At 30.8% G+C, this 26,490-nt stretch carries 29 protein-coding genes; 21 read left to right on the plus strand and 8 right to left on the minus strand.

The window, feature by feature from the left end; all coding sequences use genetic code 11:
- Nucleotides 1–16: 16 nt before the first annotated feature.
- Nucleotides 17–1,003, minus strand: a complete 987-nt coding sequence (locus KA856_RS12700; RefSeq protein WP_064264273.1) for an FUSC family protein — start codon at nucleotides 1,001–1,003, stop codon at nucleotides 17–19.
- Between the two features lie 176 nt (nucleotides 1,004–1,179).
- On the opposite strand from KA856_RS12700, the gene map reads away from it, so the two are divergent.
- From map to vraR, 5 genes are all read left to right on the plus strand, one after another.
- Complete coding sequence (gene map / locus KA856_RS12705; RefSeq protein ID WP_064264275.1) at nucleotides 1,180–1,932, plus strand: type I methionyl aminopeptidase; 753 nt, start codon at nucleotides 1,180–1,182, stop codon at nucleotides 1,930–1,932.
- A 104-nt stretch (nucleotides 1,933–2,036) separates the two neighbouring features.
- Nucleotides 2,037–2,423: a hypothetical protein gene (locus KA856_RS12710; protein ID WP_019469613.1), complete on the plus strand. Its 387-nt coding sequence runs from the start codon at nucleotides 2,037–2,039 to the stop codon at nucleotides 2,421–2,423.
- Between the two features lie 16 nt (nucleotides 2,424–2,439).
- Nucleotides 2,440–3,141 (plus strand): cell wall-active antibiotics response protein VraT, encoded by a 702-nt coding sequence (gene vraT / locus KA856_RS12715; protein WP_019469614.1) that lies wholly within the window; start codon nucleotides 2,440–2,442, stop codon nucleotides 3,139–3,141.
- Nucleotides 3,138–4,181: a sensor histidine kinase VraS gene (gene vraS / locus KA856_RS12720; protein ID WP_019469615.1), complete on the plus strand. Its 1,044-nt coding sequence runs from the start codon at nucleotides 3,138–3,140 to the stop codon at nucleotides 4,179–4,181. The genes vraT and vraS overlap by 4 nt, the downstream gene beginning before the upstream one ends.
- Nucleotides 4,171–4,800: a response regulator transcription factor VraR gene (vraR, locus tag KA856_RS12725; RefSeq protein WP_019469616.1), complete on the plus strand. Its 630-nt coding sequence runs from the start codon at nucleotides 4,171–4,173 to the stop codon at nucleotides 4,798–4,800. Before vraS ends, vraR begins: the two co-directional genes overlap by 11 nt.
- An 87-nt stretch (nucleotides 4,801–4,887) precedes the next feature.
- Here the strand turns inward: vraR and KA856_RS12730 are convergent, their stop codons facing one another.
- The 3 genes from KA856_RS12730 to KA856_RS12740 all read right to left on the minus strand — a co-directional run bounded on the left by KA856_RS12730 (nucleotide 4,888) and on the right by KA856_RS12740 (nucleotide 7,034).
- The gene (locus tag KA856_RS12730; protein ID WP_107521367.1) at nucleotides 4,888–5,967 is read right to left on the minus strand and encodes a YihY/virulence factor BrkB family protein; all 1,080 of its coding nucleotides are present in this window, start codon (nucleotides 5,965–5,967) and stop codon (nucleotides 4,888–4,890) included.
- Nucleotides 5,968–6,277: 310 nt separating this feature from the next.
- Complete coding sequence (locus KA856_RS12735; RefSeq protein ID WP_019469618.1) at nucleotides 6,278–6,562, minus strand: YtxH domain-containing protein; 285 nt, start codon at nucleotides 6,560–6,562, stop codon at nucleotides 6,278–6,280.
- A 7-nt stretch (nucleotides 6,563–6,569) separates the two neighbouring features.
- Complete coding sequence (locus KA856_RS12740) at nucleotides 6,570–7,034, minus strand: low molecular weight protein-tyrosine-phosphatase (RefSeq protein WP_107384534.1); 465 nt, start codon at nucleotides 7,032–7,034, stop codon at nucleotides 6,570–6,572.
- A 132-nt stretch (nucleotides 7,035–7,166) separates the two neighbouring features.
- Between KA856_RS12740 and KA856_RS12745 the strand changes: the two genes are divergently transcribed.
- The 3 genes from KA856_RS12745 (at nucleotide 7,167) to KA856_RS12755 (ending at nucleotide 9,302) form a co-directional block, all read left to right on the plus strand.
- A complete protein-coding gene (locus KA856_RS12745; RefSeq protein ID WP_064264282.1) occupies nucleotides 7,167–7,370 on the plus strand; it encodes a DUF1128 family protein in 204 nt (67 codons plus the stop codon).
- Nucleotides 7,371–7,384: 14 nt separating this feature from the next.
- Complete coding sequence (locus KA856_RS12750; protein WP_107384533.1) at nucleotides 7,385–8,623, plus strand: aminopeptidase; 1,239 nt, start codon at nucleotides 7,385–7,387, stop codon at nucleotides 8,621–8,623.
- A gap of 157 nt (nucleotides 8,624–8,780) precedes the next feature.
- Complete coding sequence (locus KA856_RS12755) at nucleotides 8,781–9,302, plus strand: acyl-CoA thioesterase (RefSeq protein ID WP_064264286.1); 522 nt, start codon at nucleotides 8,781–8,783, stop codon at nucleotides 9,300–9,302.
- 121 nt (nucleotides 9,303–9,423) lie between these two features.
- Here KA856_RS12755 and yfkAB read toward each other — a convergent pair whose 3' ends face one another.
- The gene (gene yfkAB, locus KA856_RS12760) at nucleotides 9,424–10,584 is read right to left on the minus strand and encodes a radical SAM/CxCxxxxC motif protein YfkAB (protein WP_107384532.1); all 1,161 of its coding nucleotides are present in this window, start codon (nucleotides 10,582–10,584) and stop codon (nucleotides 9,424–9,426) included.
- A gap of 176 nt (nucleotides 10,585–10,760) precedes the next feature.
- Between yfkAB and KA856_RS12765 the strand changes: the two genes are divergently transcribed.
- The 7 genes from KA856_RS12765 (at nucleotide 10,761) to KA856_RS12795 (ending at nucleotide 16,547) form a co-directional block, all read left to right on the plus strand.
- Nucleotides 10,761–10,931 (plus strand): SE1561 family protein, encoded by a 171-nt coding sequence (locus KA856_RS12765; RefSeq protein ID WP_019469624.1) that lies wholly within the window; start codon nucleotides 10,761–10,763, stop codon nucleotides 10,929–10,931.
- A gap of 89 nt (nucleotides 10,932–11,020) precedes the next feature.
- On the plus strand, nucleotides 11,021–11,539 hold the full coding sequence (locus KA856_RS12770) for a type 1 glutamine amidotransferase domain-containing protein (RefSeq protein ID WP_107384530.1): 519 nt from the start codon (nucleotides 11,021–11,023) through the stop codon (nucleotides 11,537–11,539).
- A 309-nt stretch (nucleotides 11,540–11,848) separates the two neighbouring features.
- The gene (gene sgtB, locus KA856_RS12775; protein ID WP_064264292.1) at nucleotides 11,849–12,661 is read left to right on the plus strand and encodes a monofunctional peptidoglycan glycosyltransferase SgtB; all 813 of its coding nucleotides are present in this window, start codon (nucleotides 11,849–11,851) and stop codon (nucleotides 12,659–12,661) included.
- Between the two features lie 357 nt (nucleotides 12,662–13,018).
- Nucleotides 13,019–13,837: a recombination regulator RecX gene (gene recX / locus KA856_RS12780; protein ID WP_107386310.1), complete on the plus strand. Its 819-nt coding sequence runs from the start codon at nucleotides 13,019–13,021 to the stop codon at nucleotides 13,835–13,837.
- The gene (locus KA856_RS12785; protein ID WP_064264297.1) at nucleotides 13,815–14,129 is read left to right on the plus strand and encodes a YfhH family protein; all 315 of its coding nucleotides are present in this window, start codon (nucleotides 13,815–13,817) and stop codon (nucleotides 14,127–14,129) included. The genes recX and KA856_RS12785 overlap by 23 nt, the downstream gene beginning before the upstream one ends.
- Before the next feature lie 15 nt (nucleotides 14,130–14,144).
- On the plus strand, nucleotides 14,145–15,677 hold the full coding sequence (locus KA856_RS12790) for an ATP-binding cassette domain-containing protein (protein ID WP_107384528.1): 1,533 nt from the start codon (nucleotides 14,145–14,147) through the stop codon (nucleotides 15,675–15,677).
- A gap of 9 nt (nucleotides 15,678–15,686) precedes the next feature.
- Nucleotides 15,687–16,547, plus strand: coding sequence for a hypothetical protein (locus KA856_RS12795; RefSeq protein WP_064264301.1), 861 nt, complete (start codon nucleotides 15,687–15,689; stop codon nucleotides 16,545–16,547).
- A 91-nt stretch (nucleotides 16,548–16,638) separates the two neighbouring features.
- Here KA856_RS12795 and KA856_RS12800 read toward each other — a convergent pair whose 3' ends face one another.
- Nucleotides 16,639–17,616: a metal-dependent hydrolase gene (locus KA856_RS12800; protein WP_107384527.1), complete on the minus strand. Its 978-nt coding sequence runs from the start codon at nucleotides 17,614–17,616 to the stop codon at nucleotides 16,639–16,641.
- Between the two features lie 123 nt (nucleotides 17,617–17,739).
- Between KA856_RS12800 and mutY the strand changes: the two genes are divergently transcribed.
- From mutY to KA856_RS12815, 3 genes are all read left to right on the plus strand, one after another.
- The gene (gene mutY / locus KA856_RS12805; protein WP_107384526.1) at nucleotides 17,740–18,786 is read left to right on the plus strand and encodes an A/G-specific adenine glycosylase; all 1,047 of its coding nucleotides are present in this window, start codon (nucleotides 17,740–17,742) and stop codon (nucleotides 18,784–18,786) included.
- 66 nt (nucleotides 18,787–18,852) lie between these two features.
- Complete coding sequence (gene ntdP, locus KA856_RS12810) at nucleotides 18,853–19,395, plus strand: nucleoside tri-diphosphate phosphatase (protein ID WP_019469633.1); 543 nt, start codon at nucleotides 18,853–18,855, stop codon at nucleotides 19,393–19,395.
- A gap of 196 nt (nucleotides 19,396–19,591) precedes the next feature.
- A complete protein-coding gene (locus KA856_RS12815) occupies nucleotides 19,592–21,328 on the plus strand; it encodes an ABC transporter ATP-binding protein (RefSeq protein ID WP_064264307.1) in 1,737 nt (578 codons plus the stop codon).
- 133 nt (nucleotides 21,329–21,461) lie between these two features.
- Here KA856_RS12815 and KA856_RS12820 read toward each other — a convergent pair whose 3' ends face one another.
- Both KA856_RS12820 and KA856_RS12825 read right to left on the minus strand, forming a co-directional pair.
- The gene (locus tag KA856_RS12820; protein WP_064264309.1) at nucleotides 21,462–22,556 is read right to left on the minus strand and encodes an FUSC family protein; all 1,095 of its coding nucleotides are present in this window, start codon (nucleotides 22,554–22,556) and stop codon (nucleotides 21,462–21,464) included.
- Nucleotides 22,557–22,631: 75 nt separating this feature from the next.
- Nucleotides 22,632–23,921 carry a glutamate-1-semialdehyde 2,1-aminomutase gene (locus KA856_RS12825; protein WP_107384525.1) on the minus strand — a complete coding sequence of 430 codons (1,290 nt, stop codon included), beginning with the start codon at nucleotides 23,919–23,921 and terminating at the stop codon, nucleotides 22,632–22,634.
- Between the two features lie 81 nt (nucleotides 23,922–24,002).
- Here KA856_RS12825 and KA856_RS12830 point away from each other — a divergent pair, with 81 nt between their 5' ends.
- From KA856_RS12830 to perR, 3 genes are all read left to right on the plus strand, one after another.
- The gene (locus KA856_RS12830) at nucleotides 24,003–24,458 is read left to right on the plus strand and encodes a peroxiredoxin (RefSeq protein WP_064264313.1); all 456 of its coding nucleotides are present in this window, start codon (nucleotides 24,003–24,005) and stop codon (nucleotides 24,456–24,458) included.
- 6 nt (nucleotides 24,459–24,464) lie between these two features.
- The gene (locus tag KA856_RS12835; RefSeq protein ID WP_210138753.1) at nucleotides 24,465–25,415 is read left to right on the plus strand and encodes an NAD(P)-dependent oxidoreductase; all 951 of its coding nucleotides are present in this window, start codon (nucleotides 24,465–24,467) and stop codon (nucleotides 25,413–25,415) included.
- 94 nt (nucleotides 25,416–25,509) lie between these two features.
- The gene (gene perR / locus KA856_RS12840) at nucleotides 25,510–25,971 is read left to right on the plus strand and encodes a peroxide-responsive transcriptional repressor PerR (RefSeq protein ID WP_019469639.1); all 462 of its coding nucleotides are present in this window, start codon (nucleotides 25,510–25,512) and stop codon (nucleotides 25,969–25,971) included.
- Nucleotides 25,972–26,490 lie beyond the last annotated feature (519 nt).

Here is a 26,490-nt window from a genome sequence, read left to right on the forward strand (position 1 = left end):
TAGTTAATAGATCAATTTAAGCAAACCGATTATTTAAAATTCTATAAATTAATAGTATTTCATAGACAATATGACTTTTTAATTGATTTTTATCAAACTCATCTAAACCTTTGACGGTGGATTTAAGTAACGACGCTGATTTTGGATGACGCTCAAAATGTCCAGTTCTATGTATGTTATTTATACTCTCAGCAATATTTAGGATGGCAAGTTGCTCATCTTTAGTAAAAGTAACTTGTGTGTCTTTTGGTAAAAAAACTAAGTTAGATAAGTGAGTTATAAATAAGCGATTTGTATGTGTACGCGTAGTTAAAGACTTTAAACGAATCCATTCTGAATTGTGGTGTTTGTGATAACTGAGCTCATCTTTTTGATAAGAAAGTAACGTCTCGACTTTTTGGTTTAAATTTAATAATGTGGTTAATTGTTGATTGGTCGTTCCATTATAAAATTTACCAATAACCAGTTGACGCATACGCTTATGAAATAATGCGTACATTTTTGCTTCAGTTTGATTAATAGCATCATCCAATTGATCATAATATTTGGGAGGTAAGACAATAAAGTTTACTAATCCCGCTGTAACTAATCCAATGATAGCCGTTAATAATCTGGAGAAGAAATTAAAGTAATAAGCATCATGTATGCCAGGAATCATAGCCATTGCAGTTAAAGTTGCTACAGTTGTACCTACTTGTAAATTTAATTTTGTACAAAGAATAATGGTGAATGTTGCACTAAATGCGTAGGCAAAAGCAGATTGATCGCCGAAAATAAAAGTAAATATAACGGCAAATAACGCACCAATAATTGTTGCAGGAAGTCTTCTATAACCTTTTATTAACGATGCCTTAGCGGTTGGTTCAATTGTGACAATAGCTGTTAATATAGCAAAAATTGGATTTAAGTTTAAGGCTAAACAAAAAAGAGCAGTTAAAAAGGTAGCTAAACCTGTTTTCAGAGTTCGTGCACCAACAATATTTTTATACCAAGAATCATTCATATTAAAACTCCTATAAAAATAAACGTTTAATGATTTAACCAGAATTGTAAAAGTGGTTATGTCATTATTTGGTTAAAATGTTAAACTATATATGATAAAAATTTTCTAATTTATTATATCAAAAAAAGTCTGCTATAATAAGAAAGAATATAATTTACAAAAAGGAACGGGATAAAATGATTGTAAAAACAGAAGAAGAATTAACAGCACTAAAAGATATTGGATATATCTGCGCACTAGTTAGAGACAAAATGCAAGAAGCTACTACACCTGGCATCACTACTAAAGAACTTGATGATATCGCAAAAGATTTATTTGAAGAACACGGTGCTATCTCAGCACCAATTCATGATGAAAACTTTCCAGGTCAAACTTGTATCAGCGTTAACGAAGAAGTGGCACATGGTATTCCTGGAAAACGAAAAATTCGTGAAGGTGACTTAGTAAATATTGATGTTTCTGCATTGAAAAATGGGTATTATGCTGACACTGGCATTTCATTTGTAGTTGGTGAAGCGGATAATCCATTGAAACAAAAAGTTTGTGATGTTGCTTTAGAAGCATTTGAAGCAGCTATGACAAAAATCAAACCTGGTGCAAAGCTGAGCCAAATTGGTAAAGCAGTTCACGCAACTGCACGTAAAAATGATTTGACAGTAATTAAAAATTTAACAGGTCATGGTGTTGGTCAGTCATTACATGAATCTCCAAGCCATGTGATGAATTATTATGATCCAAAAGATAAAACTTTGCTTAAAGAAGGTACTGTAATTGCTGTTGAGCCATTTATTTCTTCAAAAGCTACATTTGTCACAGAAGGTAAGAATGAATGGGCATTTGAAACTCAAGATAAAAGCTTTGTTGCACAAATTGAACATACGGTTATAGTAACAAAAGAAGGACCAGTTTTAACTACTAAAATAGATTAGAATAAGTTTCGGTCTAAAGTCCTAATATAAGATGGTTCCGGAGCCTATACTAATGGTTCCGGAAATTTTTTATAATAGAATCTAATCAATCATGAGGTGATTCTATGAATTATATTACGACTTATCTAGAAAAAATGACTAAACAAACTTTTTATTCAAGTTTAATTGAATATAGACAATATCTTGATAAAAAATTAAGAAGCATAGAAATGTACATAAATTATCTATTTGAAAGAAAAACTTATGTAGCTAGATTAATAGATCATTTAACATTATCTTTAGAAAATAAATATATCGACATTTTAGATGAATCTGATATTGAATGTGCACAAGAGATTGAGCACTATGATATAGAAAAAATTAAAAATGATTTGAATGAAATGGAAGCAGACTACGCACGTATTGTAGCCGATTTATCACAACAGGCAAAGGAAAAAGTGAATGTTGAAACAGAATGTGATTTAATCGAACAAATTAGTTTAGTCGCTTGAAGAAAGGTGGCGAAACATGACTCATAAATATATATCAACTGAAATGTTGATTGTGTTTACAGCATTAATGATAATAGCTAATTTCTACTATATTTTCTTTGAAAAAATAGGTTTTATTTTTGTATTATTATTAGGCTGCATATTGGTTTATGTAGGATATTTATATTTTCATAAAATACGAGGGTTATTAGCGTTTTGGATAGGGGTATTACTTATAGCTTTTACTTTACTATCCAATAAATACACAATTATCATATTATTTATATTTTTAATTGTGTTAATTGTGAGATATATATTTTATAGGTTCAAACCTTTGAAAATTATTGCGACAGAAGAGGCAGTAGAATCTCCAGAATTTATTAAGCAAAAGTGGTTTGGTGAACAACGTACACCTATTTATGTTTATAAATGGGAAGATTTACAAATACAGCATGGTATTGGTGATATTCATATAGATATGTCTAAAGCTGCTAATATTAGAGAACATAATACTGTAGTGATAAGACATTTTTTAGGTAAAGTGCAAATTATTGTGCCTTTAAACTACAATATAAAATTACATTTTTCAGCACTTTATGGTAATGCATATGTTAATGAAACATCATATAAAGTTGAAAACAATAATATTAAAGTTGTTGAAGAAACAAAAGAAGATAATTATGCTGTTAATGTCTACTTGTCAACATTTATAGGAGATGTTGAGGTGATTTATAAATGAATCACTACATAAGAGCAATAGGGTCAATGTTGATATTAGTTTATAGTACATTTTTCGCTATGTTTTTTATAGATAAAGTTTTTGTGAATATTATATATTTTCAAGGCATGATTTATACGCAAATCTTTGGAATACCAGTTTTACTATTTATTAACTTATTAGTTATATTACTTTGCATCATTGTTGGCTCAGTATTAGCTTATAAAATCAATCAACAAAATCATTGGTTACAAGACCAAATTGAGCGTTCTATAGAAGGGCAGACAGTAGGTATCAATGACCAAAATATAGAATTATATAATGAAACAATTGAATTATATCAAACGCTTGTACCGCTCAATCAAGAAGTTCATAGATTGCGTTTAAAAACACAAAATTTAACGAATGAATCATATAATATGAACGATGTGAAAGTTAAAAAAATAATTGAAGATGAAAGACAAAGACTGGCTCGAGAGTTACATGATTCCGTAAGCCAACAATTGTTTGCAGCAAGCATGATGCTTTCTGCCATTAAAGAAACTGATTTGAAAGCGCCTTTAGATCAACAAATTCCAGTATTGGAAAAAATGATTCAAGATTCACAGCTAGAAATGCGTGCCTTGCTATTACATTTAAGACCAATTGGCTTGAAAGATAAATCACTCGGCCAAGGTATCAAAGATTTAGTGGTTGATTTGCAGAAAAAAGTGCCTATGAAAGTTGTACATGATATTGAAGAATTCGACGTACCTAAAGGTATAGAAGATCATTTATTTAGAATTACACAAGAAGCAATTTCAAATACATTAAGACATTCAAAAGGGACAAAAGTTACAATTGAATTGTTTAATAGAGAAGAATATTTATTATTACGTATACAAGATGATGGTAAAGGCTTTAACGTAGATGATAAGGTAGAACAAAGCTATGGGTTAAAAAATATGCGCGAACGAGCACTTGAAATTGGCGCAACGTTTCATATAGTATCACTGCCAGATTCAGGAACACGAATTGAAGTCAAAGCCCCATTAAATAAGGAGGATTCATATGCCGATTAAAGTATTATTTGTTGATGATCATGAAATGGTCAGAATTGGTATTTCTAGTTATTTATCTACTCAACCAGATATAGAAGTAGTCGGAGAAGGGCAATCAGGGAAAGATGCAATTGAAAAAGCACATGAACTAAAACCTGATTTAATTTTAATGGACTTACTGATGGATGATATGGATGGTGTAGAAGCTACAGAACAAATTAAGAAAGATTTGCCACACATTAAAGTCGTTATGCTAACTAGTTATATTGAAGATAATGAGGTGTACCGTGCACTAGATTCTGGTGTAGATAGCTATATTTTAAAAACAACAAGTGCCAGTGATATCGCTGAAGCGATACGCAAAACATATCGTGATGAATCTGTATTTGAAGCAGAAGTGTTGGTTAAGATGAGAAATCGTATGAAACAACGCGCTGAATTATATGAGATGTTAACTGAGCGTGAAATGGAAATATTATTATTGATTGCAAAAGGGTACTCAAACCAAGAAATTGCCAGTGCTTCACATATTACAATCAAAACAGTTAAAACACATGTGAGTAACGTATTGAGCAAATTAGAAGTACAAGATAGAACTCAAGCTGTAATCTATGCATTTCAACATAATTTAATACAATAATAAAAGCTAAAACCTAAGCAGAGATACAATAATGTGTGCCTAGGTTTTAGCTTTTTTAAATTTATATTCGAAGAAAGATTCTGTCGCTTAATCTACTCCGTTATTTTTTTCTTCTTCAATTTGATCAATTGTAATTTCTTCTGGTGTTTTACCTGCAACTACTTTTCTTTGATGCATAATTGCATTGATTTCAGCACCAATAATGATGATAAAACCAGTGATATAAAGCCATAACATTAATATAATAATACCGGCAATACTACCATATGTTTTAGAATAATTAGCAAAGTTTGAAATATAAATACCAAATAAATAAGAGCCGCCTAAAAATACGATAGTTGCAAAAATAGCTCCGGGTATAACCGAAAGCATTTTAATTTTAACATTTGGTGCTAACGTATAAAGTACTATAAATGCTATAAGTACTACAATAACAGGTAGTGCAAATCTAACTAAATTGAAAATCCATTTAACTTGATCACCTAAGCCTAAAGGTCCAAATAGCAATGACCCGATTTGTTCACCAAATGTAGGCAGTACAATTGCTAGTGGTAAGACAATAATTAATGCCAGTGTAAACACTACACTTAATAGTTTAGAAACAATAAAATTTCTGCTATCTTCTACGTCATAAGCCACATTAAAAGAATTCATCAAGGCGGTCATACCATTAGAAGCAGACCATAACGCTAAGATTAACCCTACAGATAAAATACCGCCACTTGCATTGCCCATAATATCGCCAATAATAGATGATACTTGTGGTGCGTAATCTGGTGGCACATGTTCCTTAATCATGCTTCTAATCGAGCTTTGTTTAATACCGAGGTACGGCACAATAGATAATAAGAAAAGTAACATAGGAAATAGTGATAACATAAAATAATAGGATAGTTGTGCTGATAATCCTGATGCATCGTCTTTTCCTATTCTATATACTAAATAAGAGAAAAAATTTGAATCTTTAGTATATTTTGCAGGCTTATTGATACGTGATACAAAAAATTCTTGATTGTCTTTTTTTGGCGATTTCGATTTAAATTCATTTGGTGTTATGTATATACGATCACGTTCAATTTGTTCGTTCTTATCTTTTTTGTTCTTTTGATCTTCCATTTCTTTAGTTTCATTCAGAAAATTAGAAGATGTTTTTTCATTTTTAGACATATCAAATCTCCTTATGTATTGATATTTTACGTATACAGTTTAATATACTGTAAAATGCATTAAAGGTAAATATGTGTTGCCATATTCTTTTGAAATAAAGTAACTTTTGAAAAATAAAATATCTTATAACAAATCAAAAATAAAGGAGGGTAGGAAAGAAATCAAAACTTATAAAGTAGATTTCCAATTCCCACCCCCGCTTGGATGACTAAGTTATATTATGCGCAAGTCATCTATGACGCTACACTTCAAACTATCATTATGAAGTGACTAAACGTTTTTTATATTCATTAGTCACGATATTATTTATTTAATTTTTCAAGCGATTATTTTTACGTTCAACAAATGTGTCTTTTGCATCTTTTAAGGAACGCTCTAACTCTGGATTATTGCGTCTAATTTCTTCTATTGCATCTTTCCAATATGAGACTTCATCTTTTATATTAGAAATTGCTGAAGGTTTTTGTGAACGATTACCTTCTTTAATATCTTTAATTGATTGTTTTAATGATTGGCGTGTAGATTTGTCAGCAAGTGTTGCTGCGCCTCCTATTACAGCACCTAATAATATACCTGGAATTAATTTGTTTTGCATGATGTTGTTACCCCTCTCTTAAATTAGCATCTTTAATAATAAAATCAATTAAATTATCACAAGATGATTGTACCATTTTATACACGCCTTCGAAATTATTTGTGTAATAAGGATCTGGTACATCAGTTTCTGTCATATCACTGAATTCTAACAATTTAAATAATTTTCCTTTAATATTTGGATTAATATTTTGAATATCATCAACGTTGCTTTGATCCATAGCAATAATATAATCAAAGTCGTCGTTAGATTCAAATAGTTCACTAATCATACCATTAAATGGAATATTGTGTTCAGATAATATTTTTTGTGTCCCTTCATGAGGTGATTGTCCAAGATTCCATTTACCTGTACCTCTTGAAGTGATTTCTATACCATCGATACTTCTATCTTTTAACCTTTGTCGCATTATAGCTTCTGCCATAGGTGAGCGACAAATATTTCCAAGACAAACAAAAGCAACTGTAATCATATATTGACCTCCAAATTATATAATCCTATTTCCCATTTTAATGGTTTATTAATCATTTCTAAAGAGGAATTGTGATAAAAGTTTTACAAGGTTAGCAAATTTGATAAAATAAAGTAAAAAGAGGTGAGAGTAGTGACTAAAAATAACGAAGAAATGATTGAAGAAATTCGTGATCGTTTAAATCTAGTAAATCAAAGTTTAATCGATCCCGAAAAATATAAATCTGCTGATGAACAAGAAGTAAAAGAGGTATATGATTATGTAACGTCCAAAGCCTCATTTACGCCAAGTGAAGCTTCGGCAATTGCAGATGCACTTGGACAAATTCGTAAATAAGGGAGAGTTTAATTATGGGGCAATTACAACATAAATTGAAACAGTACGCTGAATTATTAGCTGGCATTGGCATGAACGTACAAGAAGGTCAACCAGTATTTATCCGTTCAAGCGTAGATGCTTTAGAATTAACGCATTACATAGTTGAAGCAGCATATAAAAGAGGTGCTTCAGATGTGAAAGTAGAGTATAGTGATGATCGCTTAGCACGACTTAAATTTGAAAATGAAACAGTTGATCATTTTGAAAATAATGAAGTTAAAGCTTACGAAGTTGCTAAACGTATGGATTATGCTAACCGTGGTGCAGCTAATCTCGCACTAATTACTCAGGATCCAGACCTATTAAATGGTATAGAAAGTGATAAATTAGCCACTTTCCAAAGACAATACGCTACAGCATATAAAGGTTATATGGAAGCAAGTCAGAAAAATCAATTTCCTTGGTGTGTAGCTGCCTTTCCGTCTAAAGCTTGGGCAGCACGTGTATATCCAGAATTAACTGTAGAAGAAGCATATGAAAAATTTATTGATGAAGTGCTAGATATTGTACGTGTAGACGGAAACGATCCAGTGGCAAATTGGGAAAAGCATATTGCTAATTTAAGTAAGCATGCAGATAAACTACAACGTAAAAACTATAAGTCATTACATTATATCTCTGAAGGAACTAATTTGGAAATTGGTCTTCCAGAAGGTCATATTTGGGAAGATGCAACAAGTTATACAGATGAAGGTCAAGCATTTGTTGCTAATATCCCAACAGAAGAAGTATTCACAGCACCGCATCGTTTGAAAGTGAATGGATATGTGACCAATAAATTACCATTAAGCCATAACGGTAATATTATTGATGGTTTTACACTTACGTTTAAAGATGGTGAGGTAGTAGATTTTAAAGCTGAACAAGGTGAAGAAGTGCTACGTGATTTATTAAATACAGACGAAGGTGCCAAACATTTAGGTGAGGTTGCTTTAGTACCAGATGATTCACCAATTTCAAATCGTAACACAATTTTTTACAACACTTTATTTGATGAAAATGCCTCATGTCATATTGCATTAGGTTCAGCTTATGGATTTAATATTGAGGGTGGCACAACAATGACCACTGAAGAAAAATTAGCACATGGATTAAATGATTCACTGATTCATGTCGACTTTATGATTGGTAGTTCTGATTTAACGATTTATGGTATCACTACAAGTGGTGAGCAAGAACTGATTTTTGAAAATGGTAATTGGGCTAACTAATCATTTGAAAATGTAGAAAAATTTGATCATGATATACTTATTTCAACTATAGTCATCATTATCGGGGTGGGACGACGAAATCTTTTTAATAAAATTAGATTTCTGTCCCACTCCTAATTTATATTTGTTTAAGTTTAAAAAAGGGAAGGAATATATTATGGGAACTACAAAAATGAAATCGATGTCTGAATCTAGAAGTGTTAAAGCAAGACAAGTATTTCCACAAGATACTAATCATCATCATACGATGTTCGGCGGAATGTTGATGGCTAACATTGATGAAATAGCAGCTATTACAGCAATGAAGCATAGTAACACACAAGTTGTTACAGCATCTACAGATTCTGTTGATTTTTTAAAGCCAATCAAAACCGGGGATATAGTGTCATATGAAGCAATGGTGTCATATGCAGGTACATCATCAATGGAAGTATGCGTACAAATTACAATTGAGGATGTTTTGAAAGATGAAAGGCACCTAGCAGCACTAAGTTTTTTGACATTTGTTGCCCTGGATAATGATGGCAAGCCAACACATGTGCCACAAGTGTATCCAGAAACAAAAACTGAAAACTGGTTTCACGAAACAGCATTAGCGAGGGTTAAACGCCGTAAAGAAAGAAGACAAGAAAGTAAAGAAACAATTGAGTTTTTAGCCAGTGTGCAACATATAGAATAAAGTTAGGGAATGTCTATTCCGAATATGGTGATTGAAATCCTGGTTTTGATTATGGATATTCATCATATTCGAAAAATAGACATTCCCTTGTTAATTGAAACTTTAAGCTCAGTAGATACGATTAATGCATAGGATACAAGCGATGCATATCTATTTCATTTTGTTTGAAATTTGTATCAGGGTAATACATATTTTTTACTAGAACATTTGGTCCTAAGCAATTAAATTTAGGACAATGGCAGTTAAGTGATTGTGCTAAAGGTGTCTTTAACCATGCATTAAAAACATCCGTGAGTTTATCATTTTTAATATTTGATAAAGCGCCATTTTCATCACCAAAATCAGTCACTATAATGTTTCCAGAAAACACATTCACGTTTAACCTATTTCTACCATCTGGGTCATTTCGCATCGTAATATTTTTGGAATTTCTTAATCTATGTAACAATGCTTGATAATCTTCATTGGTTATACATGGGTAAATAGGCAATGTTCCAAAAAGCATCCATATATCTGGGTGTCGAATATCTAATAAATGATGAATTGCTTCTTTTATTTCAGTTAATGATAGCACTTCTAATTGACTAGCAAAGTCAGAAGGATACATCGGATGAATTTCATGTCTTTGACATTTCATATCATTAACAATTTCATTATGTATTTTATTCAAATAGGGCCTTGTACTTTTGTTTAACATTGTTTCAGCAGAAATGAACATACCTTGTTCAGAAAGTGTTCGAGCGTTTGATAACATTTGATCATAAAGTCGTAATTTCGCTTTCAGTGGTGGTTGTTTTTCCATTGCTCCAAATCCAACTTCTGTAAATTCATCAATTGTTCCCCAATTATGTGAAATATGCATTACATCAATATATTCAGCAATATCTAAATATCTGTCGATAGGTAACGTTAAGTTTGAATTCATTTGAACATAAATTCCGCGATCATATGCGTATTTCAATAGTGGTTTCACAACATTTTTAATGGATTTCTTTGAAAACATAGGTTCACCACCAGTGATGGACATCGTTTTTAAATTTGGGATTTCATCCAAACGGCGATAAATTAAGTCCATTGGCAAAGGGGAAGGGTCTGCAGTTTGAAGAGTGTATCCTACCGCGCAATGACTACAGCGCATATTGCATAGATTTGTCGTGGTGAATTCAATGTTACTCAAAGTTAATGCATTATGTTCTTGAATATCATTATAGGTTTCCCATGGATCATTAAATATAGAAATAGGTTTTTTAATACTAGACAATAAAGATTTTTGATATGTCATTTTAAACATCCTTTTATTAAAGCTTGGTTTAGGTTTAAATATATGAAATGGTTAAACATATTGAAATTATTCTAATTTAGTTAAATTATTTCAGTTTATAATTATTAAGACTTTGGCAAAATTTGTCAAATCCATGTTAGTATAATAATATCTGAAAAAAAGGAGTTACTAATACAATGGATGACAATCAAACAATAGATCAAATAAAAAAGAGACTAGAAAAATTTATGAATGATATCGATCATGTAAACCCTAACGAAGTTAAAGTAGAAGACATAGATGAATGGATTGGTTTATTAGATCAATTAGAAGAAAAAGTTAAATCAGTTTCGAAATCATCAGATTAAATTTCGGGGTATTAAAATTTTTTATGTTTAAAAAACGCTAGTTTCGTCTATACAGAGTATATAACATAAATATGGAAAGGTGATAATTCATGGCTAAAAAAGTAGCAATTATTGTAACTAATGAATTTGAAGATGTAGAATTAACAAGTCCTAAAGAAGCAATTGAAGAAGCTGGACACGAAACTGTTGTTATTGGTGATGAAGCCAATAGTGAAGTTGTTGGGAAACATGGTGAAAAAGTTTCTGTGGACGTAAGTATTGCTGATGCAAAACCAGAAGATTATGATGGATTATTAATTCCAGGTGGTTTCTCACCTGATCATCTACGTGGTGATTCTGAAGGCAGATACGGTACATTTGCTAAATACTTTACCAAAAATGATGTTCCAACGTTTGCAATTTGCCATGGACCACAAATTTTAATAGATACTGATGACTTAGCAGGTAGAACATTAACTGCAGTATTAAATGTTCGTAAAGATTTAGCGAATGCAGGTGCACAAGTAGTTGATGAATCAGTAGTCGTTGATAATAATATTGTAACTAGTCGTACACCTGATGATTTAGATGACTTTAATAAAGCAATTGTAGATCAATTAAACGCTTAAGGAATTAAACGCTAATTGAATCATTGATATTTTAAAAAAAGAGGTTGTCTCTATTTTTGATGAATTTACTTTTATGATACAAAAGTGGTTCATTATAAAATAGAGGCAACTTCTTTTTGCTTGTTATAGAAATTTTAAAATTTAAAGCGAGATTTGGAAATAGATTTGGTTAAATCGCTTATTATAATGCCTTGATAGGAGATACATATACACCCTTGGACTGATTTTTATGATTTACTATAGATAAAAATTCCAACTATTGATAAACTCACTTATAATGATATGAGAGCAATATAAAGGAGCTACCGCATGAAAAGAAGCGATCGTTATAAGCAAACAACTAAAAAATCTCAAACCGATACTGTAAACGAACCTCAATATAATACTTATTTTCAACCAGTAACAAAATCACAAAAACGTAAAAAAGGAAAAGGGCTTTTCTTTAAACTACTTATTCCAATTATAATTGTTTTAGGTATATTTATTGCTATAATGTATGCTTTGAGTACTCGTGCAGATGTTGATGAATTAAAAAAAATAGAAAATAAAGAATCGTTTGTATCTGTGTCAAACATGCCAGATTATACTAAAGGTGCATTTATAGCTATGGAAGATGAGCGTTATTATAAGCATCATGGATTTGATATAAAGGGAACATCACGAGCACTATTTTCAACATTAAGTGATAAAAGTGTACAAGGTGGAAGTACAATCACACAGCAGGTAGTGAAAAATTATTTTTATGATAACGAACAATCAATCACGCGTAAAGTTAAGGAATTATTTGTAGCTCATCGTGTTGAAAAATCATATAGTAAAGATGAAATACTCAGTTTTTATATGAATAACATTTATTACGGTAGTGATAATTACTCAGTAGAATCAGCTGCAAATTATTACTTCGGGGTGACGACAGATAAAAATAATCAGGAGTTACCACAAATTTCAGTTTTGCAAAGTGCGATTTTAGCAAGTAAAATTAATGCACCTAGTGTTTATAATATCGATGATATGTCCGATAATTTTATAAATCGAGTAAAAATTGATTTAGAAAAAATGAAACAACAAGAATTTATTACAGATGAGCAATACAAAAATGCATTATTAGAATTAGGTGTATGATTAAAGTTATATCACTAAGTATCAATAGTTGTATAAAATGAGTCGCCAATGACAAACTCCTTTCCAAGAAGTCATGTGAAAAATGATTACTTGGAGGGAGTTTTTAATATCATTAAAAATTTTAAAAGATACAATATATGTTAACTGCAATTGAGGTTAGGAGAATTTTTAAATATGTAAAGCACTATAAAATATATCGATATATGCAGATTAGGTATGCTATTTCGTGAAAGGATTATACTACAAACCATGTTATAATTTGTACATAATCATAGTGAAGTTGTAGTTTGCAAATAAAAATCACTATAATTCCATTCATAATCAATATAAGTTATTCTTATAAGTGGAGTGAAGATAATGTCGAAAATCACAAAAATAGAAGTTCAAAAAAATAATAAAGACCGTTTTAATCTATATTTAGATGATGAATTTGAGATGGGTATTGATATTGATACTTTTGTATATTTCAACCTTAAAAAAGGACAAATCGTTGAAGCATCAGATATGGAAAAAATTCAAAATTATGAGCAATATAGACAAGCAATTAATATAGCGATTCAATATTTATCATACAGAAAAAGAACTGATCACGAAGTATCACAACATCTGGCAAAAAAAGATATTTCAGAAAGTGTTATTGCAAATGTATTAGATTATTGCCATAAACAAAATTTAATAGATCATAAAGATTATGCTAATAGTTTAAAAAATACGATGATTTTAACTACAGATAAAGGGCCTGAAATTTTCAAACAAAAACTACGTGAAGCTGGTATAGAACAAAATATCATTGACGAATATGCGCTTTTATATGATGATGAGCAACCTTTAGATAAGGTCATAAAATTAGCAAATAAAATATTGAAACAAAAAAAGGGACCACAAATAAAGCGTAAAGAAAAGCTGAAACAATCTTTAATGCAAAAAGGTTACACATTTGAAACGATTAATATCGTTATGGAAGAGTTAGATTTTTCACAATCAGAAGAAACATTAGATATGTTATTACAAGATGATTTAGAAAAAGCGTATATTAAAACTTCAAAAAAATATACAGGTAGAAAATTGGTCAATAAAACAATTGAAACACTTATGAGAAAAGGTTATCAATATGATAAAATAAAAGCTAAACTAGAAGAGAGTGGTATTGAAGATGGAACAGAAGAAATTGAGTGAAATGAGCGAAATAGAATTACGTCATGAAATTCAAGGATATAAAGAACAAATGCGCAAAGCAGAAATGAATGGCATTTATAATGAGTATGACGTATATGCAAGTAAAGCAATCATAGCGGAAAGTTATTTAGTAGATAGAAATGAAGTAGAACTTGGAAAAATTTATAAATTAAATGATGGTACTGGAAGTTATTTTAAAGTAGAGCGACTTAAAGGAATATTTGCGTGGGGATTCAGAATCAATAGTTCAGAGCCAGAAGAAGGTTTACCCTTAGCATTATTAAAACTGTAGAAGGATGAAGATAGCATGGGTAGTTCAATTATTTTAAAGTTACTTAATGTAACACATTACTATAGAAATAAAAAATCAAAAAAGTGGTATCAACCTTTTGGTTATGGTGCAGATAACATAGAGTTAAATAATATTAATCTACATATCTATCAAGGTGAATCACTTGGAATTATCGGTGAACCTGAGTCTTCAAAATCTCTTGTAGGTCGGATTTTAAGTGGTGAAATCAAACCTGATAAGGGTAGAATTGTGCGTAAAACAGATTTGTTTTATGCAGATATAGACGATAAATATTCACAAAATATATCAGTTAATGATTACATATCAAATGCAGTTACGCTATTCCCATACAAAGTAAATACGCATAAAGTCGAACAAATCTTAAAATATGCACATGTCGAAGAACAAAGTGATACTCCTATATGTGAATTATCAGATGAAACATATGCACGTATACTTTTTTCACTTGCCAGAACATCTAAAGCAAGTATTATCATTTTTAATAAAATACTGCAAAATTTAACAGAGGAATATTTTGAAAAAGCAATTGAACTATCAGACGAATACATAAATAATAATTTAACTGTTGTTATGATAGATGACAATGTTGAAAGAGTTAGTAAAGCAAGTAATTATATAGCATGGGTTTCGCATGGCCAACTTAGAATGGAAGGTTCTATTAACCAAGTCATTCCTGTCTTTAATGATCATGAGAAAGATAGAGTATCTTTAGAAAGTAAAGAAGAAAAACAAAACTTTGATTTGGATTGGAAAAAGAGCAGAGCACGTACGCCAGAATTAACATATAATTTCAAACGTATTGAAAGGTATAATCACGTCAAACCCCCGATTGTATTAGTCAGGTTCTGGACATTTATTACTATTTGTATCTTAGGGATGGTTTTAACAGCGGTACTAATGTTTAATGATATTGGAAAAATTGAAATTGGACAAAACGAGGATCAGGCTTCTATTCAGAATCAACCAAAAAATCCTTATGAAGATAAACTATCATACGGAATTGTATTAGATGATTCAGTTAAATTAGATAATTTTAAGAATGGTAAAGATTTAAGTCCAAGCAAATATGCTTTGCTTACAATAACAGGTGAAAATACTAAAAATTATCGCGTTAGTGTCGATAATCAGTCTTATAAAGTTGGTAAAAAAGATATACGTTATTTTGATCCAGCTGGTTTATTTGAAGAACATAGTGGTGATACACTCGCGCCATTTATGAGTAAAAATTACAGTAATTATTACGAATTTTTTAATAGTCACTTACATAAAAAACATGGTACTGTGACTGATTCGCTAGTTCCAGAAGAAGGGAAAAATGATCGTTTTATTGTTCCTATCGTTCAACAACCGATTGCTATGATATTTAATGATCAAAATAAACTCTCTGGATTTACAATTCCGATGAAAGATAAAGCGAAGTTAAAAGATAAATTTAATATTGATAATAACTTCTGGATTACTAAATCAGGTGATGGTTATTTCATGGCAGATTTTAAAAATGATAAATGGATATATATTGAATTGTAGGTGTAGTAAATGATAGATAATCTAATTAATTTTTATAAGAATGCACCATTTTTAAGTAAACATTTGTATCATCGGTTAAAGGGGCAATGGAAATGGTTTGTTATACCATTTATTAGTAGCATCCTATTATTATGTTTGTTAATGTTTATATTTAATGTGAATGGTACAGAAGAAATAAAACAAGCACGTGGCTATTTTAGGTTAGCAGCATTAATAAGTTTTTCATTTATTTGGGTAGCTATTTATCAAAGTTATCAATTGTTTAAAAAAGAGTATTTTACTGCGAAAGTTTTTAATTTAAATCCCATTTTCCAAACTATTATGATAGCTATTATTTCTAATTTATTGATGTTTATTGCATTAATGATGATTATCATAATGACACCAGTTAACATAGAAAGTTCTATCCCATCGACAATATATTTTGTCGTTATGTCAATTATTTTTGTTGTAACTATCTCTACGGTATTTGGTTTACTGACTATTACCAAAAATAATGTAAATATCATATTTTATATATTATCAGTAATCATGTTCTTTATCGTACCGATTGTGTTTATCCCGTCCAGTAATTCAACTGTAATTTCACATATTTTAATGTTAAATCCGTTGTTTTATCTTATAGAGGGAATTTCACAGTCAGTTGTTTTAGGCGCATTAAGTTTAAATAATATACCGTACCATTTATATTTTATATTTTTAATGGCTACAGTTTGTGCAGTTATATTTGCTATGTATCGAATGACTGCGTATCAAAAATTCAGATTTAGAAATGGCCAAGTAGAAAAAACGTCTGATACTAAATTAAAAAACGAGACAAATCATAACGAAAACGTAACTGCTCAAGATACAAACACAAATCATAAATAGTGATATTATATTTTAATTATGTATCTTCAATATAATATTAAAGGCTGAGACACAATCATGTGTCCCAGCCTTTGTTATTATCAATAAAATATCATTTAGCAAATAATTTTCTTTGTAGTTTATCTTCACTAAACACCCAACCAATATAAGAATGATCAATATTCATAAACTCATCTAAATGTGCGATTGCTACAAATGAATAGTGTCCATTCTTGAGATAGCGTAAATCAATCAATCTAATTTCTGTCGTATCATCATCTAATTTTCTAGCTTGCCAACGATAAATAGATGAGAAGTTAAGGAAAGTTTTAATATTTTTATCATCTTCAACAAACTGCATTAAATCATTACTAGGAAAAGAATGACGTTCTGATTTATCACTGAAAACGATGTTTCTACCATAACTTCGTCCAACATAATCGTGATTTTCTGTTTGAATAGCTACGCGCCATTCCATAAATCGTATGGTAGGCGCAACAAAAACTTTAACAGGATTATGTTCTTGCTTTATCTGTTTAAGCGCTTGTTGTTTAATGATGGCTTGCATTCTAAAACGAATAATATAATAAACAACAAGAATAGCAAAAATAGGAAAGAATGAAATGTAAGGATGTAAGCCCAATATCCAAAGTATAATGCCGACACACCAAAGGATGAATATGATTGGATCAAACGTATTGATTACACTGAGTTGAATCCATTTATTTGTGATGGGTCTGAGCGCCTGAGTTCCATAAGAATTAAATATATCTACAAAGACATGAAGAAAAACTGCAAGCTGAGCCCATAACCAGATATGGCTAGCATCAATATTTTTGAAAAATGTAAAAATAAATAAAGTTATAAGTAATGGCCACAAAATCGTAAAAGGTATTGAATGTGTTATACCTCTATGATTTGATATATAAGTAGCATTATCTTTAAGTTTTAAAACTGTATCACCATCTGGTATCAGTGAACCAATGATTAGAGTAGTTGCTGTTGCTGCAAATGAGCCAGTCATTGCAGGATCTTGTGTTGCCAAAGCGGTTAATCCAATACCCATGACAATATGCGTACCTGTATCCATAAGTATCCTCTCATTTCATTTCAATATTATTTCTATTATAATCTAATATACTAAATAATAAAATTAACATACTAAAATGAAGAAAAAAAGTTTTAGAATCACATAGAGAAAGAGATGTATAACATGTATAATGAATCGCAATTTAAAAATAATCTCGTAAAATGGTTTGAGAAAAATCAGAGACAAATGCCTTGGAGAGAAACTAAAAATCCATACTATATTTGGTTGAGTGAAGTAATGTTACAACAAACCCAAGTGAAGACAGTTATCGATTATTATCATAAATTTGTAAATAGGTTTCCAACAATAACGGATTTAAGTAATGCACATGAAGATGAAGTGCTTAAATATTGGGAAGGGCTTGGTTATTATAGTCGTGCACGTAACTTTCATACTGCGATAAAAGATGTAGCAATGAATTATAATGGTGAAGTCCCCAATGACCCTGAGCGCTTTGGAGAACTTAAAGGTGTGGGTCCATATACGCAAGCAGCAGTCATGAGTATTGCTTTCAATCTTCCGTTAGCAACAGTAGATGGTAACGTGTTTAGAGTTTGGTCAAGATTAAACAATGATCATCGTGATACCAAATTACAAACCACAAGAAAAGCATTTGAAAAAGAATTGGAAATTTATGTACAAGAAGATTCAGGTACTTTTAACCAAGCTATGATGGAACTAGGTGCATTAATTTGTACACCTAAAAACGCGTTATGTATGTTTTGTCCTGTCCAAGAACATTGTGAAGCTTTTGAACAAGGAACAGTTGAACAGTTACCTGTAAAAACTACGAAAGTGAAGAAAAAACATATCAAACAAAATGTATATATCGTGAGTAACGAAAATGGCGATTTATTAATTGAAAAAAGAACTCAAAAACTTTTGAATAATATGTGGGAATTTCCTATGTATGAAGCGGAAAGTAATGAAAATATTAATACACAGTTATCTACAGAAATTCAATTTCAAACTAAACCTGTTTATTCATTAAAACATCAATTCACACATTTAACTTGGGATATTGATGTGTATTTATCTCAAAGTTACGTTAGACAACAAGATATTACATTAACCGACAACATGGTGTGGATGCGTGTTAATGATAAAGATGAATATAACTTCCCAGTAAGTATGTCAAAAATATATAATTTTTTGCTAACAAATATTTAAGGTCGTTCTGTCATCGTTAATTATGTTATAATTCAATATGTGAAATCAGAAAAGGTGGTGTGGAGCATGGTTAAAGAGTCCATACCTAAAGAGGGTCAGACGATAAAAATTCAAAGTTATAAACACGATGGAAATATACACCGTGTTTGGTCTGAAACAACTATTTTAAAAGGTACGGATCATGTTGTCATTGGTGGTAATGACCATACATTGGTAACAGAAAGTGATAATCGCACATGGATTACAAGAGAACCTGCAATTGTATACTTCCATTCCGAATATTGGTTTAATGTTATTTGTATGTTTAGAGAAGATGGTGTTTATTATTATTGTAATTTATCTTCACCATTTGTATGTGATGAGGAAGCTCTAAAATATATAGATTACGATTTAGATATTAAAGTTTATCCCAATGGTAAATATCATTTATTAGATGAGGACGAATATGAGCAACATATGCGCCAAATGAATTATTCATCTGATATTGATGTGATTTTACGAAGAAATGTAGATATTCTTCAACAATGGATTGAACAGAAAAAAGGTCCATTTGCACCAGACTTTATTAAAGTTTGGCGTGAAAGATTCAAAAAAATTAGAGATTATTAAGCATATTTAATGTATTTGATAGTTATATTCGATATAGTTATGTAGGTATATATGATACAAGTTAATTGTATAGAATAAAAATTCATAGCAAATGCTTAACTAAATCATCTGATTGTAGATAATTGTATTAACAGCCTCGTTGAATTTCAGCGAAGGCTGTTTCATTTGCTGAAATAAGCAAGGAGGTATAGTTTGTATGATTCGCAGATATATACAATTCGTAAAACCATATAAATGGCGGATCATTGCCACAATTCTTGTAGGTATATTAAAATTTGGTATTCCAATGCTCATTCCGTTATTAATTAAATACGTTATTGATGACATTATCAATAATGGTGCAATTTCGGTAGAAGAAAAATTTACTAGATTGGGAATTGCGTTAGGAATAGCCTTATTTATTTTTGTAATCGTAAGACCACCTATAGAATTTTTAAGACAATATTTAGCTCAGTGGACAAGTAATAAAATATTATATGATATTCGTAAACGTCTATATAATCATTTACAAGCACTAAGTGCAAGATTTTATGCTAATAACCAAGCTGGGCAAGTTATTTCAAGAGTAATTAATGATGTTGAACAGACAAAAGATTTCATTTTAACAGGACTTATGAATATTTGGCTTGATTGTATAACAATCATCATAGCCTTATCAATTATGTTTGTATTAGATGTGAAATTAACACTGGCTGCAATTATTGTATTCCCAGTTTATATTCTGACTGTCTATTTCTTCTTTGGACGTTTAAGAAATTTAACACGAAAAAGATCACAAGCTTTGGCTGAAGTTCAAGGTTTTTTACATGAACGAGTACAGGGCATGTCAGTCATTAAAAGTTTTGCGATAGAAGATAACGAAGCGGTTAACTTTGATAAGCATAATAGTAATTTCTTACAACGTGCATTTACACATACAAGATGGAATGCTTATTCGTTTTCTGCAATTAATACAGTGACGGATTTAGGCCCTTTAATTGTAATAGGTTCTGGTGCAGTATTAGCTATCAACGGTTCCATTACAGTAGGTACACTCGCTGCATTCGTGGGTTATCTTGAACAATTATTTGGTCCATTACGTAGATTGGTTTCTTCATTTACTACGTTAACTCAAAGTTTTGCATCAATGGACCGTGTGTTCCAGCTAATGGATGAAGGTTATGATATTAAAAATAAAAAAGGTGCCTTACCATTAGAAATTAAGGAAGGACGTATTGAAATAAATAATGTGAGTTTTCAATATAATGCTGATGAATCTACGATATTAAACCATATTAATTTGGATATCGAACAAGGAGAAACAGTAGCATTTGTCGGTATGAGTGGTGGAGGTAAATCGACACTTATCAATCTTATACCAAGATTTTATGATGTTACAGATGGCGAAATCAAAATTGATGGTACCAATATAAAATCCTATTTAACGGGTAGTCTCAGACATCAAATCGGATTAGTCCAACAAGATAACGTACTATTCTCAGATACAATTAAAGAAAATATTTTATTAGGTAGACCCGATGCAACAGATGAAGAAGTCATTGCAGCTGCAAAAATGGCAAACGCACATGATTTCATTATGGAATTAACAGATGGATATGATACAGAAGTGGGTGAAAGAGGCGTCAAACTTTCTGGAGGTCAGAAACAACGCATATCTATCGCGCGGATTTTCTTAAATAATCCACCGATAATTATACTAGATGAAGCAACAAGTGCATTAGATTTAGAAAGTGAATCTATAATTCAGGATGCATTAAATATTTTAAGTAAAGATCGTACAACGTTAATTGTGGCACATAGATTATCTACAATTACTCATGCAGATAAGATTGTTGTTATAGAAAATGGTGAGGTAGTAGAAAGCGGGACACATCAAGAATTACTAGCAAAAAAAGGTGCTTATGAACATCTTTATAGCATTCAAAATCTATAAAAGCGATTTGCTAAATTTTGATTGTTTAAGTGCAGTTAATGTGTAAGAATAATTTTAAATTGAATAAAAGATCTAAAAAGACCAGAGACATTTTATATTGTCTCTGGTCTTTTTAGTTCAAATATTGATGGTTTTATAAATCAAAATCTTCTTCTTCAATTTCAATTTCACTATCATTAGAGTGATATGAGAAGAAACTGATAACTAAGCGATCCAAATGTTCTATAGTATAACGATATTCTTCAATAGCTGAAATAATCTGCATTATATTTGTAAACGAATATGTTGTTTGGTATGGATCTTTAATGATTTCTCGTTGGAAAGCATCCATTAAATCCTTTTTTTGTGGGTTTTCAATCTGACTATCAAAATGACTTATATCATATCGCGCTTTTTTTGAAATACTGATGAAAATTTGTTCGTGATAAGCAATGAGCAAATCTATTTCTAATTTTATTTGAAGTAACAACTCATTATTTAAATTATGAAGATCGTTTTGATAACGATTCATTCGTTTTAAAACATCGTATGCTTGCCGTGTACTACGCACGACTTGTTTAAATAGAATTTTTTTTCTATTTTGTGCATAAATTTGTTTTTTCGTCCAAGGTCGTTCTTCCTCATAGTATTCAAATATTTGCTCTAATTTCGTAATTCGTTTGCTGATTAGTCCTCTATCTTCTTTTATATGATGATATTCAGATGTATCATTTAACACAAGTTTGAACCATACAAAGATATCTGAACAAATGTTTAATGAATTATAATAAATTTTAGACTCGAATTTAGGGGGTAAGAATAAAAGATTAACTGCAGAAGAACTAATTACACCTACCATAACAAGGACAAATCTGTAAAATGCAGAAATATAAAAGTTACCAGTATGTGTTCCCATAATAATTAATGCAGTTATACTTGCAAGTGTAGCTACATGCTCCAAGTTAAAACGGAATAAAATAGCAATTAATAATATAACAGTAACCCCCATGATCACTGGATTATTACCAAAAACAGTAACCATAACTACTGCGAGTATTGCACCGATCAGGTTACCAATTGCTCTTTCAGAAATTGTTTTAATGGAACGAAAAACACTTGGTTGCATCGCGATTACCGCACTGACAGCAGCGATTGCCTTTAATCCTGCTTCATCAGGGAACAGAGAAGCGATAAACAAAGCAAGTATAATAGCTATACCTGTCTTCAGAATGCGTGCTCCTAATTTCAAATGTACCGCTCCTTCATATATTTAATAAAATTATGTTTATACTTGTTATACAACGATTCCCTATAAAATTCAAGTTTATTTCATTTGACTAAAAGCGTAATCTACAGCTTCTAATGTTTTATCAATATCATCTTTAGTATGTTCAGTTGTTAAAAACCAAGCTTCAAATTTTGAAGGAGCAAGATTAATGCCTTGATGTAACATGAGTTTAAAGAATTGTGCAAAAGCATCACCATCTGAATTTTCAACTTGATCATAATGTGTGACAATTTCATTTGTAAAATAAAGTGTTAATGCACCATAAACTCTATTGACTGTAGCAGTTATATTATGTTTTTGAATTAATTTATTCAAACCATCTTCTAATTGTTGACCTAGGCTATCTAAATGTTCGTAGATACCATCTTGTTCCAATACTTCTAATAATGCGATGCCTGCTTTCATAGATAATGGATTACCAGCCATCGTTCCAGCTTGATATGCAGGGCCTAGAGGAGCAACTTGTTCCATAATGTCTTGTTTGCCTCCATAACCACCAATAGGTAGCCCGCCACCTACTATTTTACCGAAAGCTGTTAAATCTGGATAAACTCGATATAAATCTTGGGCACCGCCAAAATGGAAACGAAATGCGGTAATAACCTCATCATAAATTACTAAACTTCCATTATTATGGGTAATTTCATTTACTTGTTCTAAAAATCCAGATTTAGGTTTGACCATACCAAAATTACCAACGATAGGTTCGACTAATACTGCTGCAATATCATCTCCCCAATAATCAATTGCTTCTTTATAAGACTCTATATCATTGTAAGGTACCGTGATGACTTCTTGAGCTACACTTTGAGGAACGCCGGCTGAGTCAGGTGACCCTAATTGAGAAGGACCACTCCCAGCTGCAACTAATACTAAATCTGAGTGACCGTGATATTGGCCAGAAAATTTAATTATCTTATTTCTTTTAGTATACGCACGTGCCACTCGTATTGTTGTCATTACGGCTTCTGTTCCAGAGTTAACGAAGCGAATCTTTTCTAATGAAGGGATAGCGCTACGTAATTTCTTAGCGAAATTTATTTCAAGCTCTGTTGGCGTTCCATATAATACGCCAAGTGCAGCTTGTTCTTGAATAGCTTTAGTTATATGAGGATGAGCATGACCAGTAATTATTGGGCCATAAGCTTGTAAATAATCGATATATTTATTACCATCTACATCAAATAAATAAGCACCTTGACCTGATTTCATCATTACTGGAGCGCCACCACCTACAGCTTTATACGAACGAGAGGGTGAGTTAACGCCTCCCAATATATATTCATTTGAGTAATTTTGAAGTCTTTCACTTTCTGTAAATTTCATTAATATCAACCTCTTTTATTTAATATTTTCGTTTATTATCGTATCATATAATTATTAGTAAAAAGAAATAGGGTGAGTTATTTGTTGAAAAAAGGAGATCAATTTCCAGAATTTAAACTTGAAAACCAAAACGGTGATATTATTTCTAATGACACATTAAAAGGATATAAAGCAGTGCTCTATTTTTATCCAAGAGATAACACGCCAACATGCACAACAGAAGCCTGTGATTTTAGAGACAATTTATCATATTTTAATGAACTTAAAACAAAAGTTTACGGAATTAGCGGAGATACAAAGAAAAAACATCAAAACTTTAGCAATAAGCATAATTTAAATTTTGACTTATTGGTCGATGAAGATTATCAATTATCCACAGAAGTGGGTGTATACCAATTAAAGAAAAATTTTGGAAAAGAAACTATGGGAATCGTAAGAACTACGTTCGTTATAGATGAAGAGGGCATTATAATCGATGTCATAGAAAAAGTGAAAGTAAAATCACAAATGGACGAATTAAAAGCAATACTGGGGTGAGTAAAGATGAAGGCAGTCAGTTTAAAAAAAATGGGAGAGTTGGAAAATGATTTAGTTGAAGCTTTTCCAAACGTCAATTTTATATTTACACATGGTGTTTCTGAAATTAATGACCATGATAAAAAAGATTTAGATATACTGTTTGGATATGATGGTAAATTAGATGAAGACTTCTTGAAGGAATGTCCAAATTTAAAATGGTTGGCTTGGTATGCTACCGGTGTGAATAACCTTCCTTTAGATTATATCAATAATCATAATATATTGTTGACGAATGGCCGTGGTGTTCATGCAAAACAAATGTCTGAATTTATTATGGCTTTTATATTAGATGACTATAAGAAAATGAAGGTTTCATTTATTAATCAAACAAATAAAATTTATGACTCAAAGTTAACTGGTAACAGAGTGAGCGGTGAAAAGCTTTTATTTTTAGGAACAGGAAGCATAGCTCAAAAAACAGCAACTATTGCGAACGCGATGGACATGATTGTACAAGGTGTGAATACAACTGGTCACCCAGTAGATGGCTTCTCAAAAACCTATACTATTAATCATTTATCACAAGCATTGGAAGAAGCGGATATTGTTGTAAATACGTTACCTGAAACGCAACAAACGATACATTTACTTCAAAAAGAACATTTTGAAGAGATGAAAGACTCTGCTTTATTTATTAATGTAGGAAGAGGAACAATAGTTGAGGAAAATGTAATAGCAAATGTTATGAGAGAAAACATCATACGACAAGCTTATTTAGATGTGTTTGAAAATGAGCCACTTAAACCAAGTAATCAATTATATGATATAAATAACATTACAATTACAGCACATATCACAGGTAATGGTATAGAAAATAAACAAGAAGTAACTGAGATATTTAAACGCAATCTCAACCATTTTCTCAATAAGAATGCTTTAATTGAGAATGAAGTTGATCCAAAAACAGGATATTGATTGAAATGGTCTTTGTTTATTGACAATTCAATGATGCAACAGTTATATTAATATTAAGTAATAATAATTATTAAATAGAAAGATGGTGAGGGACATGAGTGCAGAGATGGAAACAGTTGAACATCAATTAGAAGATTCGATTGCGTCTTTAAGAGATAATGGGATAAGAATAACCCCACAAAGACAGGCGATATTGAAGTTTTTAATTGTCTCTGAAACACATCCCACTGCTGATGAGATTTATCAAGCACTTTCACCCGATTTTCCAAATATAAGTGTTGCAACGATATATAATAATTTACGTGTATTTAAAGGAATTGGCATCGTTAAAGAATTGCCTTATGGAGATGCTTCAAGTCGCTTCGATTTTAATACACATAATCATTACCATGTTATATGTGAAAATTGTGGAAAGATTGTAGATTTTCATTATCCACAACTAGATGAAGTTGAACAATTAGCTCAACACGTAACGAATTTTGATGTAACGCATCATCGTATGGAAATTTATGGTCTATGTAAAGAATGTAAAGATAAAGAAAAATTACAGCAGTAATTACAATTGAACAAATATAAAAGTTATTAAGATTCAAAGTGCCGCATTTATAATCATTTTATAAATGCGGCACTTTGTATTACTAAGAGATAAATATAGATTAATAAAAGTAAAAACACATAAGATGACATTTGTTGACAATGTATAGAAGGAATAGACACAAAATACAAATATTATTATACGTTTTAACATATAAATACATATAATAAATAATTAGTTATTACAAAGGTAAAATTTAACTAAAAAGTTATTAGAATTGAATTGACGTGTGAGATTAATCTTGATATTATATAAAAGTCGTCAAAACAAGATGACTTAAAAAAACAAACCAACCAAAAAATAATACAAAGTGTAAATTTGACACTTGTTAAAATTATTGAATGGTTATACAATATTAAATGTTGAGTTAACAAACGAAACAAACTTAATAATAACAAACAAAAATTTATTATTGACTTAACAAAAACTTAATGTTACAATTAATTCTTGTAACACATCAATGAACATTGAAAACTGAAT

The organism is Staphylococcus sp. GDB9P120P (assembly GCF_017893435.1).
Classification (GTDB): Bacteria; Bacillota; Bacilli; order Staphylococcales; family Staphylococcaceae; genus Staphylococcus; species Staphylococcus cohnii.

Bases quoted from the DNA above. Each gene is read 5' to 3' on its own strand.
- KA856_RS12700 (WP_064264273.1), bottom strand. From the start codon at position 1,003: ATGAATGATTCTTGGTATAAAAATATTGTTGGTGCACGAACTCTGAAA.
- map (WP_064264275.1), top strand. From the start codon at position 1,180: ATGATTGTAAAAACAGAAGAAGAATTAACAGCACTAAAAGATATTGGA.
- KA856_RS12710 (WP_019469613.1), top strand. From the start codon at position 2,037: ATGAATTATATTACGACTTATCTAGAAAAAATGACTAAACAAACTTTT.
- vraT (WP_019469614.1), top strand. From the start codon at position 2,440: ATGACTCATAAATATATATCAACTGAAATGTTGATTGTGTTTACAGCA.
- vraS (WP_019469615.1), top strand. From the start codon at position 3,138: ATGAATCACTACATAAGAGCAATAGGGTCAATGTTGATATTAGTTTAT.
- vraR (WP_019469616.1), top strand. From the start codon at position 4,171: ATGCCGATTAAAGTATTATTTGTTGATGATCATGAAATGGTCAGAATT.
- KA856_RS12730 (WP_107521367.1), bottom strand. From the start codon at position 5,967: ATGTCTAAAAATGAAAAAACATCTTCTAATTTTCTGAATGAAACTAAA.
- KA856_RS12735 (WP_019469618.1), bottom strand. From the start codon at position 6,562: ATGCAAAACAAATTAATTCCAGGTATATTATTAGGTGCTGTAATAGGA.
- KA856_RS12740 (WP_107384534.1), bottom strand. From the start codon at position 7,034: ATGATTACAGTTGCTTTTGTTTGTCTTGGAAATATTTGTCGCTCACCT.
- KA856_RS12750 (WP_107384533.1), top strand. From the start codon at position 7,385: ATGGGGCAATTACAACATAAATTGAAACAGTACGCTGAATTATTAGCT.
- KA856_RS12755 (WP_064264286.1), top strand. From the start codon at position 8,781: ATGGGAACTACAAAAATGAAATCGATGTCTGAATCTAGAAGTGTTAAA.
- yfkAB (WP_107384532.1), bottom strand. From the start codon at position 10,584: ATGACATATCAAAAATCTTTATTGTCTAGTATTAAAAAACCTATTTCT.
- KA856_RS12765 (WP_019469624.1), top strand. From the start codon at position 10,761: ATGGATGACAATCAAACAATAGATCAAATAAAAAAGAGACTAGAAAAA.
- KA856_RS12770 (WP_107384530.1), top strand. From the start codon at position 11,021: ATGGCTAAAAAAGTAGCAATTATTGTAACTAATGAATTTGAAGATGTA.
- sgtB (WP_064264292.1), top strand. From the start codon at position 11,849: ATGAAAAGAAGCGATCGTTATAAGCAAACAACTAAAAAATCTCAAACC.
- recX (WP_107386310.1), top strand. From the start codon at position 13,019: ATGTCGAAAATCACAAAAATAGAAGTTCAAAAAAATAATAAAGACCGT.
- KA856_RS12785 (WP_064264297.1), top strand. From the start codon at position 13,815: ATGGAACAGAAGAAATTGAGTGAAATGAGCGAAATAGAATTACGTCAT.
- KA856_RS12790 (WP_107384528.1), top strand. From the start codon at position 14,145: ATGGGTAGTTCAATTATTTTAAAGTTACTTAATGTAACACATTACTAT.
- KA856_RS12795 (WP_064264301.1), top strand. From the start codon at position 15,687: ATGATAGATAATCTAATTAATTTTTATAAGAATGCACCATTTTTAAGT.
- KA856_RS12800 (WP_107384527.1), bottom strand. From the start codon at position 17,616: ATGGATACAGGTACGCATATTGTCATGGGTATTGGATTAACCGCTTTG.
- mutY (WP_107384526.1), top strand. From the start codon at position 17,740: ATGTATAATGAATCGCAATTTAAAAATAATCTCGTAAAATGGTTTGAG.
- ntdP (WP_019469633.1), top strand. From the start codon at position 18,853: ATGGTTAAAGAGTCCATACCTAAAGAGGGTCAGACGATAAAAATTCAA.
- KA856_RS12815 (WP_064264307.1), top strand. From the start codon at position 19,592: ATGATTCGCAGATATATACAATTCGTAAAACCATATAAATGGCGGATC.
- KA856_RS12825 (WP_107384525.1), bottom strand. From the start codon at position 23,921: ATGAAATTTACAGAAAGTGAAAGACTTCAAAATTACTCAAATGAATAT.
- KA856_RS12835 (WP_210138753.1), top strand. From the start codon at position 24,465: ATGAAGGCAGTCAGTTTAAAAAAAATGGGAGAGTTGGAAAATGATTTA.
- perR (WP_019469639.1), top strand. From the start codon at position 25,510: ATGAGTGCAGAGATGGAAACAGTTGAACATCAATTAGAAGATTCGATT.